We start from the raw sequence: 15740 nt of genomic DNA, 5'->3' as shown, positions 1-15740 counted from the left end.
ATGGCCAGATCGCATCTAACTCTAGCCGCGTTGGCAACTTCAGCTGTCGCGGACCTGCAGCTCGTCGGCAGCGGCCCGTTCGGTCACGGCCAGACCGGCGACTTCGACTCCGCACTCCTCCGCACGAGCGACGACAGGGAACTCGTCGTCCGGGTGCCCGCCAACGAGCAATCGGCGAGTGACCAGTCGGTCGAACTCATCGCTCTCCAGGCGATGACCGCCGGAATCCGGAGCCGGCTGCCGTTCGAGGTCCCCACCGTCGTCGGTCAGACATCCGTTCGCGGAACCCGCGCCGTCGTCTACGACTACCTGCCGGGGTACGGCGTGCCCGCCGAGCACATTCCCGCCGGCGATGGAGTCGCAACGTCGATCGGCGCTGCGATCGCCGCCATCCACTCTCTCCCTGGCTCGTTTGTGGCCGAGGTCGGGCTGCCGTCGCTGACCGCAGCCGATTGCCGCACCGAAGCCCGCAACGTCATCGAGCGCGCCGCGGCAACGCGGTTGCTCCCCGCCGCGGTGAAGCAGCGCTGGACCGACGCCGCCGCCGACGAGGCGCTGTGGCAGTTCCAGCCGGCGGTCATCAATGGCTCCCTGAGCGCAGAATCGTTCGTCATCACCGACCACAACGTCGGCCCGATCGTCACCGGGATCATCGGCTGGGGTTCGCTGCGCGTGGGCGACCCGGCGCGGGACCTGCACTGGCTGAGCGGAGCGGGTGAAGCCGCTGACAGCGTCCTCGCCGCCTACCGGCTGAGCGCCGCACGGCATCCGGACCGACTGATCAGCCAGCGATCGATGCTTCACGCCGAGCTCGAACTTGCGCGCTGGCTGCTGCACGGCGTCGACACGAAGGACCAGCAGGTCATCGACGATGCCGTGGCGCTCCTCGACGGTCTTGTCGATCACGTGCTCGGCGACCTGATGCATCCGCTGTCACCCCAGACCGGCCCGATCATGGCCGTTGCCGACGTCGAAGAGATGCTCTCGCGCACCCCGCAGACCACGTCTGCCGCGCAGGCGCACGGCTTCGCCATGGAAACGGACAGCTACGACCGGTCCCAGTTCGAGGCAGCGCTGGCCGAGGACGACGCAGACGGTAACCGCGACGAGAACGACGGAACAAACAACACGGATGCCATCGAGACCGGTCCGATCGACCTCGCCGCTGTCGAGAAAGCCCGCGCGGCCGCTACCGAGGCGAACGCTGCCGCACGCGACCAGACGGCATCCGGCTCACCAGCAACCGGCACTCCAGCAACTGGCACAACCGGTGACGGCTACACCGCCGAGCTGGACTTCGCGGCGCTCGAGGCTGCGGAATCGGGCGAGATCACTCCGCTGACCCAGCGTCGACCGAGCTCTTCGGCCGAGTAGAGGTTCTCCGGCCTCAGGACCAGGTCGTCAGCGACGTAGTAGAACACGGCGTCGATGAGTTCAGGGTCGACGTCTTTCCACTCGGCATAGGCCTGCCGGTACAGCGCGAGCTGGAACTGGCGGTCGTCGAGCTCGGCGGCAGTCTTCGGCGCGCGACCCGTCTTCCAGTCGACGATCTGGAACCTGCCGTCGCGTTCGTACACCGCGTCGAGCTTGCAGATGATGATCTGGCCCTCCAGCACGAAGTTGATCTCGCGTTCCACGTCGATGGGAGCGAGGTCCGCCCACTCCGACCTCTCGAAGGTGCGCTGCAGCACCTCGAGAGCCTCCCGTTCCTGCTGCTCGATCGGCATCAGTGTGCCCCGGGCCGACCCGGTCGTCGAATCCGGGTCGAGGTCCAACTCGAACGGATCCGAATCGAGGCTCTCCTGCCCGCCGGCGATTCCCGACCGCTGCTCAACCCAGCTGTGGAAGAGGGTTCCGAGCCGGGTCTGGCGGTACGGCTTTTCGGGGAGCGGGCGGCGCATTCGGGCGGCGAGGCCGGCGGCATCCGTCACGTAGTCCTTGAAGCGTGAGGCAGGAACGCGGTCGGGAATCGGCACGAACTCCTCGGCGTGCATCCGGCGGTTCCGTTCGGCGAGCAGCAGGTCGATGTCTCCCGACCAGGCGGTGTCGGCTGCCGGGTTCGCCTCGATGACGGATGCTGCGGCAGCGTGAACGGCATCGGCTCGATTGCCGAGCGGATTCAGCGGCCAGATCTCGAACTTCTCGTCGGCCGCCAGTGGATTCTCCTCCGCCTGCGGGCTCTCCGGGAGGTCATCGCAGCTCGAGGGGACGGCGCCGACAATCTCACGGAGGAAAGAACCTGGACCGCGGGGCTGCTTCTGGGTTGCCCAGAATGATCCGGTAACGAGGAGGGCATCTTTCGCGCGAGTGACGGCAACGTAGGCCAGTCGTCGTTGCTCGGCGTCGTTTCGGGCCTCGAGTTCTGCGCCGAACGTCACGTACGCGTCGTCGACGTCGGCCTGGGTAGCAGCGCCACGCCATGCAAAGACAGGAAGCTCGTGCCGGTCGCCCCGGAATTCGAAGGGAAGCTCGCCGAAAGCCGTCCAGCCGCGCTTGCTCCGAAGCGGCGATGGCAACTCGCCGTGAACCATGCGCGGCACGACAACGCTGTCCCACTCCAGCCCCTTCGAGCCGTGAATGGTGAGAATCTGCACGGTCCCCGGCTCGGGATCCTCGGCACGGGGACTGAGGTTCTCACGCTGCTCGGCGTCGGCAAGCCACGACAGGAACGACCCGAGCGAGCCGTTCTCATCGACCGAGAGGTACGACGAAATCTGGTCGGTGAACTCGTCCAGGCTCGGCTGGCCCAGTGGCGCGTGCGCGTTGGCGGCCACCTCGACGTCGAGCAGGAACTCCTGCACCACGAGGTTGACGAGGTCGTAGAGGTCGAGTCCCGAGCGACGGCGAAGCGCCGTCAGCTGGCGGGCAGCCGCTCGCATCCGTTCGAGGCCTGTCTCACTGAACTGCTGCAAAGCCTTGTGGCCGGTCGGGGCGTTCTGCAAGAAGTCGAGTGCGTCGACGATCGATTTTCCATCGTCGGATGCCGCGGATTCGAACAGCTTCTGCTTCACCTCGGCCGGGATGGGCTGCTGCGACAGATCGCGATCGGCGAGCCAGCGGGCGAGCGAGCTCAGAGCCTGGATGTCTCGGGCACCGATCCGCCAGCGCGCACCGGTGAGCAGACGAATCAGTTCACTGCCCGCCGTCGGGTCGTGGAGCACGCGGAGCGCACAGACCAGATCCACGATGACCGGCTGTTCGAGCAGCCCGGCGACACCGAGGATGTGGAACGGGACCTTGTGACGGGCAAGCGCCTCGGTGAACACCGCGACGTTCTTGAGCGAGCGGCAGAGGAGCGCCGCCGTGCGGCGTGATCCGTTGCCCGCTGGCCGGGAAAGTTCGGTGGCGAGCCAGCCCGCGACGACATCGGCTTCGTCTGTGACGGTCTCGGGGAAGACCACCCGAACGTCGCCGTCGCCAGCCCAGGGCGGAGAGGTGAGCCGCGAAACGGGCACCGATGCCGAGACCGGGAGCGGAGCCACTATGGCGTTCGCCGCATCGAGCACGCGGGCTGAGTTCCGCCAGCTCGTCGACAGGGCGAACGTGCCAGCCCCATCGCTGCCCCCGAAGTCCTCGGCGAACCGGGCGAGGTTCGCGCTCGACGCGCCCCGCCAGCCATAGATCGACTGGTTCGGGTCACCGACCGCCATGACGGGGTGCCCGGAGAACAACAGGGCGAGCAGGCCGGTCTGCACGACGGCGGTGTCCTGGTATTCGTCGAGGATCACGACTTTGAACCGGGAGCGGTACTCGTCGATCACGCGGGGCACGCGGCGGCAGATCTCGAGGGCGAGCGAGACCTGGTCGCTGAACTCCATGAAGCCCCTGCGCTCCTTCTCCTCGGCGAACCTGCCGGCCAGTTCGAGCAGGACGCCCAGGGCGTCCACGTCGCGGACGGCATCGACGACCGACGTGAAGGGGGTCTTCTTGGAACGACTGCCGTCGTGGATGTCGAGGGTGATGAGATCGTGGAATTCTTCGGAGAACCGCCGAACGGCATCCGCTTCGCCCGCTGCATCGTTGTCGCTCAGGGCATGACTCAGCGAAATAACGGCGGCGGTGAGCTGGTCGACGCTCTTCTCGATGGCCGGAAGGCGGTCGTCGGTGCTCGCGACCACGAGACCGCGAGCGAGTCGCCACGCCGAGGCCTCCGTGATGACTGTCTGGTCGGGTTCGCGGCCGATGAGGCGCGCATACTCACGAAACAGGCTGCTGGCGAACGAGTTGTATGTCGCGATCGACGGCGCCTCGAGAACGTCGATGTCCTGGGCGTTCTCGTCGTCGGCGATGGCATCCTGGAGCTGCCCGATCCGCTCCCGGACTCGGGTCGCCAGCTCACCGGCGGCCTTGCGCGTGAATGTGAGGCCGAGGATTTCGGGGACCCTCAGGTAGCCATTGGCGAGGAGCCAGACGATCCGGTTGGCCATGGTCTCGGTTTTGCCGCTGCCGGCGCCCGCGACAACGAGGGCTGGGGCGAGCGGGGCCTCGATGACGGCGACCTGCTCGTCCGTCGGCTGCGGCAGTCCCAGCAGGGTGGCGATGTCGCGCGCCGAGTACCGGGGTTCGGCCATCTCCAGGTCACTCACGCGGACACCGCCGCGACGAGGTGGATGCGGTACATGAATCCTGCTTTCGGGTCGCGTTCGTCGAGATCGTGCACGCCGAGGAACTCGGCTGCCGCCATACCCCGACCGGCCTGCACCACACGCTCGGCGAACTCTGTGCGTTGTTCGTCAGTCATTGCGTCCTGACCCAGCACCTTGTAGTTCTTGCCCCGTGCTCCGCCCGAGACGTACAGCAGCGCAGCACCGCCGGAGGAATCCTCGGAGCTCGTGCCGTCAATGGCGTTCGCAGCGAGGGCGAGCTGGTACCCGCCGAGTTGCGGATTAAGTGCCACCTGGGCTTTCGTCGGCGCTGTCTTGCCGGTCTTGAGGTCGACGATGACGACGTCGCCGTTCGGCATCCGTTCGACCCTGTCGATCTTGCCGGACAGCGTGACCTGGCCCAGCTCGACGGCGAACGTTCCCTCGGCGCTCACGGTCTCACTGCCGGCGGCGATGAAGTCGGTGAGGTACTGGCTGAGCCCCTCGACGAGCTTGTGGGTGGCGCGCCGCTGTCGTTCGGCGAGCCACGGCGATTCGAAGTACAGCTCGGACCAGTGGGCGTCGATCTGTTCCCAGAGCGCGTCGACCGTGACGTCGGCCGGGGTGAGTTCGGCGGTGGGAATGTGGCCAGCGTGTTCCATGGCCGCGTGCACGACAGTGCCGATGCCGGCGGCGAGGCCCGATGGTGCCGCCGCCATGGTGTCGATGAACCAGGCGAGCGGCGACTTCTCGAAGGTCTCCAGCTTGGACGGCGACACCGAGACACGGGCCTCCGGGTCGCTGAGGTCGACCAGCGGCTCGGTCGTCGACGGGTCGAGCAGCCCGTACCACTGGGTCGGGTCGGCACCGGGGACCCCCTCGGCGGCCAGCCGTGCGAGTGCCGAAGCGGCCGCAGGATCCCCCGTGGTCACGAGCCGCCTGCGCAAAACGCCCACCGTGCCGCGAAGCGATAACGGATGCCGCTGGTCGGCGGCGGTGCGCAACTCGGCGTTTCGGATCGCGGGGAACCGCAGGAACGGGGACGGTTGTTCGTCGTCGTTCACCGTCGCGCTGAAGACGACCTGGTGACGTGCGCGTGAGACCGCCAGGGCAAACATGCGGAGTTCGTCCGAGAGCACCTCGGCGCGTGCGTCGAGGTCGGCGACCGGGAGTCCAGCGACGACCTGGCTGAGCTGCTGCGGGTAGAGAAGGGTTCCCCTGACCTGTGGGTTGGGCCATGCGCCGTCCTGCAATCCGGCGAGGACGACGATGTCGAACTCCGCACCGACGACGCCGCTCGGCGTGCCGATGAGGACCGCGTCGCTCGCGGCCTGCGGCGTGAGCGAGTCCTCCGGGACTTCGGAGGCCAATATTTCATCGATGAACCGGCCGGCGGGTTCTGTCGGGTTGCGCTCCACAAACCGCTTTGCAGCGGTGAAGAGCGCCATCACGCTGTCGAGGTGGCGATTCGCCTCGTCGGCGGCGAACCCGGATCCGAGGGCCTGCGCAGACCAGGCGGATGCCAGTCCGCTTCTCTCCCAGAACATCCAGAGGAGCTCTTCGACGCTCGCTCCCGCGACGCCCGCCGACGTCGCCTCGGCGAGAGTCGTCGCGAAGCGACCGACCTGACGGGCGGCAGCTGAGTCGATCGTCGCGAACCGACCGGGTTGGGCGAGGGCGTCGAGAAGGAGTTCGTCACCGGACCGGTTGCCGCCCCCGGCGATCTCTTCGTGGCGAAGCGCGAGTCGTACCCGTCGCAGCGCCACAGGGTCGAGCCCGCACAGCGGCCCGGTGATCAGACGTGTCAAGAGCTCGATGGCGGGTTCCATACGACCGACGGCAAGCGCCACAGCGTCGATGAGCTGGCCGGAGGCGAACTCGGAACGAATGTTCCTGCCGCCAGCCGGCGTCGCCGTCGGCACCTCGGCGAGCGCGAGCGAACGGGACAGTTGCGCGATCGACGCTCCCGATCGCACGATAATCGCCATCCTCTTCCAGGGGATGTCGCCGAACAGGTGATGTTCCCTGAGAACCCGGGCGATCGCCTGGTGTTCCGTGGCCGGCGACGAGGCCTCGATCCGGAGCACGGGAGTAATGACGGCCTCATCGATGTCGGAGCCCTCGGTCACGGCCGCTCCGGCCGCCCGGTGACCGACGGTACCCGCTGCACCGACCCGGCCGGTGATCTGCTGCACCACAGTGCGAAGCGCAGCCCCGTGGCGGTAGACGGTTCCGAGCCGAAGCGACGCGACGGGCACGCCGAGCGTGCGGCCAAGCGACCCGAGCGCCGCCGGATCCGAACCGCGGAACGTCGTCGCCGCGACATCCGGATCACCGAAGGCAACAATCGAGACGCCGCGTCGCGCGAGCACCCCGAGGAATGCGAGAGCGGCAGACCCCTGCTCCTGAAGGTCATCGACGACAACGAGCCGAACGCCATCGAGCCCGAACCCGCGGTCGAGTTCTGCCGTCGCCTGGGCGACGAGCTCTGACGAGTCGAGATACCCGGTGCCGAAACTGTCGATGACGCGTTCGTATTCGTCGATGAACCTCGCGGCCGCAGACCACTCAGGGCGGTCATGTCTCGTACCGAGTGCGTCGAGATCGCGAGGGCGGAGCCCACCCTCGACGCTGCGCATCATGAGTTCTCGCAACTCGGTACGAAAACCCTTCAGCCTGCGAACCTCGGCAACGAGCGGATCGGGCCACAGCGGACCTGTCCCGTCGAGTTCATGCCCGGCGAGCAACTCGGCGATCACCGTGTCCTGCTCGGCGCCGGTGAGTAAGCGAGGCGGTTCGTTCCCCTCGAGAGCAGCTCGGGCCGCGACGATCTGGAAGGCGATCGAGCTCAGGGTGCGCGCAAGAGGACCGGGGGTCGGTACTCCGACCCGCAGGGCAAGACGGTCGCGAAGTCGCGCGGCTGCGCGCCGGTTCGGGGCGAGGACGAGCACCTCAGCCGGAGCGTACTGACGGTTGAGAATACGGTCGGCCACGAGTTCAACGATCGTGGTCGTCTTGCCGCTCCCTGGCGCACCGGACACCGCCGCTGACGTGGCGTCACCCAGCGCCAGAACAGCCCGCTGCGTCGCGTCGAGAGAGAGATCCCCGCTCTCGCTGCGCTCAGCGCGCTCGATCTGGAATCCTCTGATGGCCACGAAATCCACGCTATAACCGACCCCGGACATCCCCCCGGCGGAGCGCCGCACTGTTCGCTCTCGGCGAGTGCGTCCCGGCCCGGGCGGCTGATCAACTGCCGTAATGTTGGGCGTAACGCAACGAAAGGGTCTGCCAAGTGGAAATCCGTATCGGTATCACCAACAGCGGTCGCGAACTCAGCTTTGAGTCGTCCCAGTCAACAGCCGAGATCGAGAAGCTCGTCGCTGATGCCCTCGACTCGGGCAAGAGCTTCTTCACCGTCGGCGACGACAAGGGCAAGATGTACATTGTGCCCACCGCTGGCCTCGCCTACGTTGAAATCGGCAGCGAGGAAACCCGCCGCATCGGTTTCGTCGGATAACCGGCCATGGAGCTGCTCTTCGTGATGCTCTTCGGCATCGCCATCGGGATCGGAGCGCGGTATGTCATGCCCCGGCGTGACACGCACGGTGTCGCGCTCGTCCCAGCGATCGGGGGAATCACCGCCGGAGTCGTCTGGCTCGGGCTGACCTGGCTCGGCTGGGCGTGGGACGGCGGATGGATCTGGGTCGCGACCCTCGCTGTCGCTGCCATCGTCTCCGTCGCATCCGCGTTCATGATCGGGCGGGTGCGCGCCGAATCAGACCGGGAGCGCCTCGTGGCGCTCGGCGGCTGACACCCAGCAAAAGACGACACTCACTGGCCGGGCGCGAAAGCGTCCGGCCAGTGTTCGTTGGTGCCCGCTTGGCGGCGACCCCACTCGGCAGTGGCGCCGGACGCGGGAGATCACGCCGCTCGCCTCGATCGACGACCTGGTCAGGCCGTAACCTGGTCAGGCCGTAAGGCCGAGCGCGTCCATCCTGCGGGTGTGGGTTGCGATGAGCTCGGTGAAGACGGGCTCGATCCGCGCCTCTTCCGACTCGCTGTGCCCCTCGAGAACGAGAGCAGACTGCGCGAGCAGGAGGGTGTCACCCAGCAGGCGCCTGCCGCACATTGCAAGAAAGTGCGCACGCTTTGGATCAACGGTGATGGCATCCGTCAACAGCGAGACAATCCCGGATGTTCCTGAGTCCGCACCGAGAAGGCTGGCATACCTCGCCCCGACATCGTGAGGCAGCCCATCGGACAGGCTGATGAAGAAATCGTCGAGGAAACCCTGCGTGATGTAGATGCTCAGCAGATTCTCATTGACGGATGCCCCGCGCGTCAGGAGGAGGAAGTCATCGACTCGAGAGACGTACGGCGCCATGACCTCTGTCGGGTCCTCGCCGCGGCGGCGGATCTCGGCGACGAGCCCCTGGTGCTTGGAGAGCGCGAAACCGGCCGCCGTTGACAGCGTCTCCTTGGCCGCCAGCTCGCTGATCGCGGAGACCATGGAGATCGACTGGAAGAACCCGAGCTGCAGGTAGGCAACGAGGCCGAGGTAGCCGGAGGTGTCAGGCGCGAGTTCCGCGAAGTCCACCTTCGTCTTCACAACATGGCTCGTGCGGGACCGGAGGCGGGGCAGCGGCGCACGCGGCCGGGAGTATCGAAACCTTGAAACCACGGCTCCAGTGTAGGTGCTCCGGTAGACTTGGACTGTCCCGGCACCGGATCGGGACCCTACGCCTGGGTCAACATGCAGGGCGTAGACCGCTTTTATGCATGAACAGGCAACTATAAACGTGAACTTTACTGATCTCGGCGTCGAGCAGGACATGGCAGACGCCCTCGCGGCGAAGGGCATTCTCGAGCCCTTCCCCATCCAGGAACAGACCATCCCCCTCGCACTCGACGGCCAGGACATCATCGGCCAGGCGAAGACGGGAACCGGCAAGACCTTCGGCTTCGGCCTCCCGCTTCTCCAGCGGATCGGCAATGACCCGGCACCCGGCGTCGTCGCGCTCATCGTCGTCCCGACCCGCGAACTCTGCGTGCAGGTGACCGAGGACATCGAGCTCGCGGCCGCGAACCGCCCGACGAAGATCGTCTCGATCTACGGCGGCAAGGCGTACGAGGGCCAGATCGAGCAGCTCAAGGCCGGCGCCCAGGTCGTCGTCGGCACGCCGGGTCGACTCATCGACCTCAACAACCAGCGTCTGCTCGACCTGTCGAACGTCCGCGAAATGGTGCTCGACGAAGCAGACAAGATGCTCGACCTCGGCTTCCTCGCCGACATCGAGAAGCTCTTCTCCAAGACACCGCCGACGCGTCACACGATGCTCTTCTCGGCAACGATGCCCGGACCGATCGTCGCCCTCGCGCGTCGCTTCATGTCGAAGCCGATCCACATCCGCGCTTCTGACCCCGATGAGGGCCTCACGCAGGCCAACATCAAGCACCTCGTGTACCGCGCCCACAACATGGACAAGGACGAGGTCATCGCCCGCATCCTGCAGGCCGAGGGCCGCGGCAAGACCGTGATCTTCACCCGCACCAAGCGTGCGGCCGCCAAGCTCGTCGAAGAACTCAACGACCGCGGCTTCAACGCCGCCGCCGTGCACGGTGACCTCGGCCAGGAGCAGCGTGAGCGCGCGATGGCCGCGTTCAAGGCTGGCAAGAAGGACGTTCTGATTGCAACGGATGTCGCGGCGCGCGGAATCGACGTCAACGACGTCACCCACGTGATCAACCACACCATCCCCGAAGACGAGAAGACGTACCTGCACCGCGTCGGTCGCACCGGCCGCGCCGGTAAGACCGGTATCGCCGTGACGTTCGTCGACTGGGACGACCTGCACAAGTGGGCGCTCATCAACAAGGCGCTGGACTTCGGCCAGCCGGAACCGACCGAGACTTACTCGTCGAGCCCGCACCTGTTCGAAGACCTCGACATCCCCGCCGGCACCAAGGGCCGCCTGCGTCCGTCGACGCTCGTGGCAGCACCGCCGCGCGGCCCGCGTGAGACCGGCTCGCGTGATTCGTCGAACCGTGCTCCCCGTGAGGGCGGTTCGCGCGACTCCCGCGGCGGACGCGGTCGTACCCGGACTGCGGCTCCTGCGGCTGCTGCTGGTGGTGGTGGTGGTGCAACCGACGCCCCCGTCGTTGCCGCTGGCACCCACGACGGCCAGGGCCCTGAGCACCACGACGGCAACAGTGCGCCGCGCCGTCGCACGCGCACGCGTCGCCGCACCAACCGCCCGGAGTAGCGCTACTCCCCGAGAGGCCCGTCCGACTTATGTCGGGCGGGCCTCTCGTCGTCGTGCCCGCCGGGCGCCTCCACCGTTTCGGGAGGTACATCCGGGGGCCCGTGGCCGATAGCTGTCCGGCCCACCCGATCTTCCTCCCGACGCGACAGACACCAGCGGGAGGGCGGGCGCTTCCGGGGTGCCGCAACTCCGGAAGACCCAGCGAGTCGCAGCCGAGCTCGACTGGGCGACGGCCGGCTCCCCGGTCGGACGCGGTGGCCAGTCCCCCGCCCCGAGCGTCTCAACCGTCGTTTCGGGAGGTACATCCGGGGGCCCGTGGCCGATAGCTGGTCGGCCCACCCGATCCTCCTCCCGAGGCGACAGACACCGGCGGGAGGGCGGGCGCATCCGGGGTGCCGCAACTCCGGAAGACCCGGCGAGTCGCAGCCGAGCTCGACTGGCGCGACGGCCGGCTCCCCGGGCGGACGCGGCTGACTGTCCCCCAACCCGAGCGTCTCCACAGCCGTTTCGGGAGGTACATCCGGGGGCCCGTGGCCGATAGCTGTCCGGCCCACCCGATCCTCCGCCCGAAGCACCACCCATCCCCTGTGCGCCCGCCGGCCATTCCACCGTCGTTTCGGGAGGTATATCCGGGGCCGCGTCGCCGATAGCTGTCCGGCTCACCCGATCCTCCTCCCGAAGCGACAGACACCGGCGGGAGGCGGCAGCCAGCGGGCGTCAGCCGGGGAGCTTCTCGTCGCTGCCGACCGGGTAGACCGGTTGTGAGCCTGTGCCCTCGTCGATGATGGCCTGCACGACGGCATCCGGTGTCGTGTTCTCACCGAGGCGATTGGGTTTTCCGGCACCGTGGTAGTCGCTGGACCCCGTGAGCACGAGTCCGAATTTGGCAGCGAGTTCCCGCAACCGGATCTTGCCATCCACGGTGTTCTCGCGATGCTCCAGTTCGAGCCCGAACAAGCCAGCGTCGACGAGCGTGCTCAGCTGGGCCTCGTCGATCATGGCATCACGACCCCGCGTAGCGGGATGAGCGATGACGGGAACCCCTCCCGCCTGGCGCACGAGCGTGACGGCGCGGAGCGGATCGGGCGCGTAGTGCGGCAGGTAATAGCCGTTTCGGGGGTGAAGGATGCCGGTGAACGCCTCGCTGCGGGTCGGCACGTGCCCACGGGCAACGAGAGCGTCAGCGATGTGTGGTCGACCGACCGTTGCCCCCGGGGTCGTCTGGGCGAGCACGTCGTCCCAGTTGAGCGCATAGTCGGCCCCGATGCGGCGGACTATGGATTCCGCGCGCTTGAGCCTCGACTCACGGATGCGCGCCGTCTCGGCGACGAGCTCGGCGGACGTTGGGTCGAACAGGTAAGCGAGCAGGTGAACGCTCTTGTAGCCAACCCGGGTGCTGAACTCCATGCCGGGGATGAACGTGATGTTCTGCTTCCGCGCCTCGCCCGCAGCCTCGTGCCACCCGGCCGTTGAATCGTGGTCGGTGAGGGCGACCGCTCCGAGGCCGGAGGCGGCCGCTTCACGCACGAGCTGCGACGGCGACTCGGTGCCGTCCGACACCCGCGAGTGGGTGTGCAGGTCACTCGGCCCACGGAACAACATCTCCCCTGACATAGTCCCAGCTTATGGCTCGGGAGAACACGCCACTGACGCGGAGTCCTCTCACAGTCCGATGTGGGTAATGTGGCTGGATAATGCTCAAGTTTCTCGGCGCGATTGTGACCATCGCGATTGCTGTTCTCCTGCTCATTGTCAGCTGGCCCGAACTGTTCAATCTTCAGAGGACCTGGATCCTCGCCCAGGTGACGAGCATGCGCTCACTCGTGACCGCCATGTCTGCCGTCGCGATCATCGTGTTCGCCCTTCTCGCCGTCGCGAAGCCGATGCGCGCCTTCGCCGGAACCATCGCGGCGCTCCTTGTCATCTTCGTGGCCGCCAACGGCTTTATCCTCGCCGATCGCGGCTTCGGCAACACAGACTTCGCCGGTAAGACTCCGGAGTCCATCACCGTACTCAGCTGGAACACGCTCGGTGATGCTCCGGGTTCCGCCGCCGTCGCCCGCCTGGCCGTCGAATCCAATGCCGACGTGATCTCGCTGCCGGAGACAACCCAGGAAACGGGCATCGAGATCGCCGAGGCCATGCGTGACGCTGGCCGGCCGATGTGGGTGCACACCGAATGGTTCGACCAGATTTCGCCCGCGCGATCGACGACCGTGCTCGTCAGCCCTCACCTCGGCGATTACATGAAGGTCACGAGTAACGCCGAACGCAACGAGAACACGAAGGTGCTGCCGACGGTCATCGTCGAACCGATCGACGGTGACGGCCCGACGATCGTCGCGGCACACGCCGTGGCACCCATCGACGGGCAGATGGACAACTGGCGCGACGACCTCAACTGGCTCGCCGCCCAGTGCGCATCGGGCAACGTGATCATGGCCGGCGACTTCAACGCGACACTCGACAACATGGCCGGGCTCGGCACGGCTGACGGCGCGGCCCTCGGCAACTGTATCGACGCGGGCACACAGTCGGGCAACGGTGCCTTGGGCACCTGGCCGAGCAGCATCCCCGCCCTTCTCGGTGCCCCGATAGACCACGTCATGGCCACACCCGACTGGACCGTCACTGGAATGCGCGTTGCCACCGAAGAGGACGGCACCGGCAGCGACCACCGGCCGGTGATCGTCCAACTCAGCCCCCGCGGCTGACGAGAGCATTGCCGCTTCTCGTCCTTCCCAGCGAAGGGGTGGACAATAGAGGGATGCAGAACGCAAGCGAAACGATCCAGTCCCCCACCGTCGTTGCCCCGGCAAGCGAAGAGACCACGAGCGAAGAGCCTCGAGGCACCTCCAACCGCTCCACAACGCCGGCTTCCACGGAGTTCCAGGACTACATCGGATCGAACTGGGCTGACCGTGTCGATGTTCTCCCTGAGCCCCGGGCACAGGCGCCGTTCGCGGCGAAGCGCCGGGAGCTCGTCTCGGCGGCCTTCGTCGGCAAGCGCGTCGTCGTTCCGGCCGGTTCGCTCAAACAGCGCTCAAACGACACCGACTACCCGTTCCGCGCTCACTCGGCCTTTGTGCACCTCACCGGCTGGGGCGCCGACAGCGAACCGGATTCCGTCCTGGTCCTCGAACCCGCCGGCAACGGCCACGAGGCCACCCTGTACTTCCGCGAGCGTGCCGACCGCTCGTCGAACGAGTTCTACGCGAATCCCGCCATCGGCGAATTCTGGATCGGGCCACGCCCGTCACTCGCGCAGGTCGCCGCCGATCTCGGCATCGCCACCGCCCCCATCGACAGCTTCCAGGTGACGGATGCCGACCTCACGGTTGAAGAGGACGCCGAACTGACAACGTTCCTCTCCGAACTGCGCCTCGTCAAAGACGCTTTCGAGATCGAGCAGATCAGGCTCGCGGTCGACGCGACAGCGCGTGGCTTCAGCGACGTGATCGCTGACTTCCCGAGGATTACGGCGTCCGAGCGCGGCGAGCGGGTCGTGGAGGGCGTCTTCTACACGAGGGCTCGCCTCGACGGAAACGCCGTCGGTTACGACACAATTGCCGCTTCTGGCCCTCACGCGTGCATTCTGCACTGGACGCGCAACGACGGCCCCGTGGTTCCCGGGGACCTCATGCTCGTTGACGCTGGCGTCGAAGTCGACACGCTCTACACCGCCGACATCACCCGCACCCTCCCGTCCAACGGCCGGTTTACCGAGGTACAGCGGGCGGTCTACGAAGCCGTCCGCGAAGCCGCAGACGCTGCGTTCGCCATCGTGCGCCCCGGCATCCTCTTTCGGGATGTCCACGCCGAGGCCATGAAGGTTATCGCCAGGCACACCGCGGCATGGGGCATGCTCCCCGGCACCGCCGAAGAATCGCTCGAGGCGAACAAGCAGTTCCACCGTCGCTACATGGTGCACGGAACCAGTCATCACCTGGGCCTCGACGTTCACGACTGTGCTGCCGCACGCCGTGAGATGTATCACGACGGTGAGCTCAAGGAAGGCATGGTCTTCACGATCGAGCCCGGGCTCTACTTCCAGCCCGACGACCTCAGCGTTCCCGAAGAGTTCCGCGGGATCGGCGTTCGGATCGAAGACGACATCCTCGTCACGGCGACCGGCGCGGAGAACCTCTCAGCGGCGATCCCGCGCACGGCGGACGAGGTCGAGGACTGGATCGCGGGCCTCAACGCCTGAGACGGCGACCTGCGCCAACCCGGCTCGCCGCACGGTCGCGAATGAGAAAGCCCCGCCTCGATTGAGGCGGGGCTTTCTCGTTCGGCCCTGTCGTGCGGAGAACCTGAAGCGGAGAGCTACTGCTTGGTCGGTGCGCTCTCGAGCAGGTTACGTGCACGGTTCGCCAGTTCGGGATCCACGGTCACTGTGTAGCTCGTCGCGATGACCTGCATGATCGAGGTGAAGTCGCGGCGTCTCCTGTTGAGCGCGTACGACACAACCGAGAACATCATGCCGAAGGCGGCACCGATGAGCACAGCGGCACCGACGAAGGTGAGGTCAGCGGCCGGGTTGATGATGATGAGCAGGAGCCCGAAGAACAGACCGAGCCACGCGCCGCTCAGTGCGCCAGCGCCAGCGGTACGCCCGTAGCTGAGACGGCCGGTCACTCGCTCGACGCTCTTGAGTCCATCACCGACGATCGACACCTGCTTGACGGGGAAATCCGCCTGGGCGAGGACGTCGACGGCGTTCTGCGCTTCCCTGTAGCTCTCGAAACTGGCGACGGTTTCACCGCGCGGAATCATCGACTCGAACGGGTACCGGTCTGCGCCTCGGCGCTGCTGCTGATTGCTCACCCCTCCATTCTCACACCGGCGCCCGTGAACCGCAGCCCCGGACGTTCACCCCCACCCCCGTACAGGG

The 15740-nt window shown here is 66.8% G+C and carries 11 protein-coding genes; 6 read left to right on the top strand and 5 right to left on the bottom strand.

Annotation, left to right across the window (positions count from 1 at the left end; genetic code table 11):
• The first annotated feature begins 30 nt into the window (after nt 1-30).
• Nucleotides 31-1374, top strand: coding sequence for a phosphotransferase (locus tag AC1C2N_RS15415; protein WP_495434467.1), 1344 nt, complete (start codon nt 31-33; stop codon nt 1372-1374).
• Here the strand turns inward: AC1C2N_RS15415 and AC1C2N_RS15410 are convergent.
• Nucleotides 1278-4586: an ATP-dependent DNA helicase gene (locus AC1C2N_RS15410; protein WP_495434466.1), complete on the bottom strand. Its 3309-nt coding sequence runs from the start codon at nt 4584-4586 to the stop codon at nt 1278-1280. The genes AC1C2N_RS15415 and AC1C2N_RS15410 overlap by 97 nt on opposite strands.
• Entirely contained in the window at nt 4583-7738 is a 3156-nt protein-coding gene (locus AC1C2N_RS15405; protein WP_495434465.1) for a PD-(D/E)XK nuclease family protein, read from the bottom strand. The genes AC1C2N_RS15410 and AC1C2N_RS15405 overlap by 4 nt, the downstream gene beginning before the upstream one ends.
• A gap of 137 nt (nt 7739-7875) precedes the next feature.
• Here AC1C2N_RS15405 and AC1C2N_RS15400 point away from each other — a divergent pair, with 137 nt between their 5' ends.
• Nucleotides 7876-8100 (top strand): DUF3107 domain-containing protein, encoded by a 225-nt coding sequence (locus tag AC1C2N_RS15400; protein WP_495434464.1) that lies wholly within the window; start codon nt 7876-7878, stop codon nt 8098-8100.
• Between the two features lie 6 nt (nt 8101-8106).
• A complete protein-coding gene (locus tag AC1C2N_RS15395) occupies nt 8107-8394 on the top strand; it encodes a hypothetical protein (RefSeq protein ID WP_495434463.1) in 288 nt (95 codons plus the stop codon).
• Between the two features lie 156 nt (nt 8395-8550).
• Here AC1C2N_RS15395 and AC1C2N_RS15390 read toward each other — a convergent pair whose 3' ends face one another.
• A complete protein-coding gene (locus AC1C2N_RS15390) occupies nt 8551-9264 on the bottom strand; it encodes a ferritin-like fold-containing protein (RefSeq protein WP_232528829.1) in 714 nt (237 codons plus the stop codon).
• Between the two features lie 151 nt (nt 9265-9415).
• Between AC1C2N_RS15390 and AC1C2N_RS15385 the strand changes: the two genes are divergently transcribed.
• A complete protein-coding gene (locus AC1C2N_RS15385; protein ID WP_495434492.1) occupies nt 9416-10846 on the top strand; it encodes a DEAD/DEAH box helicase in 1431 nt (476 codons plus the stop codon).
• Between the two features lie 717 nt (nt 10847-11563).
• Here AC1C2N_RS15385 and AC1C2N_RS15380 read toward each other — a convergent pair.
• Complete coding sequence (locus AC1C2N_RS15380; RefSeq protein ID WP_483404564.1) at nt 11564-12460, bottom strand: PHP domain-containing protein; 897 nt, start codon at nt 12458-12460, stop codon at nt 11564-11566.
• Nucleotides 12461-12540: 80 nt separating this feature from the next.
• On the opposite strand from AC1C2N_RS15380, the gene AC1C2N_RS15375 reads away from it, so the two are divergent.
• Together AC1C2N_RS15375 and AC1C2N_RS15370 are read left to right on the top strand one after the other, a co-directional pair.
• Nucleotides 12541-13560 carry an endonuclease/exonuclease/phosphatase family protein gene (locus tag AC1C2N_RS15375; RefSeq protein ID WP_495434462.1) on the top strand — a complete coding sequence of 340 codons (1020 nt, stop codon included), beginning with the start codon at nt 12541-12543 and terminating at the stop codon, nt 13558-13560.
• Nucleotides 13561-13613: 53 nt separating this feature from the next.
• Nucleotides 13614-15056, top strand: coding sequence for an aminopeptidase P family protein (locus tag AC1C2N_RS15370; RefSeq protein ID WP_495434461.1), 1443 nt, complete (start codon nt 13614-13616; stop codon nt 15054-15056).
• Nucleotides 15057-15172: 116 nt separating this feature from the next.
• On the opposite strand, the gene AC1C2N_RS15365 is transcribed toward AC1C2N_RS15370, so the two are convergent.
• On the bottom strand, nt 15173-15673 hold the full coding sequence (locus AC1C2N_RS15365; protein ID WP_483404567.1) for a YflT domain-containing protein: 501 nt from the start codon (nt 15671-15673) through the stop codon (nt 15173-15175).
• Nucleotides 15674-15740: the final 67 nt, after the last annotated feature.

Source organism: Mycetocola sp. Y791 (genome assembly GCF_059445325.1).
Note: the sequence above shows the minus strand (reverse complement) of the source record. Positions and strands in the feature narration are given on the sequence as shown.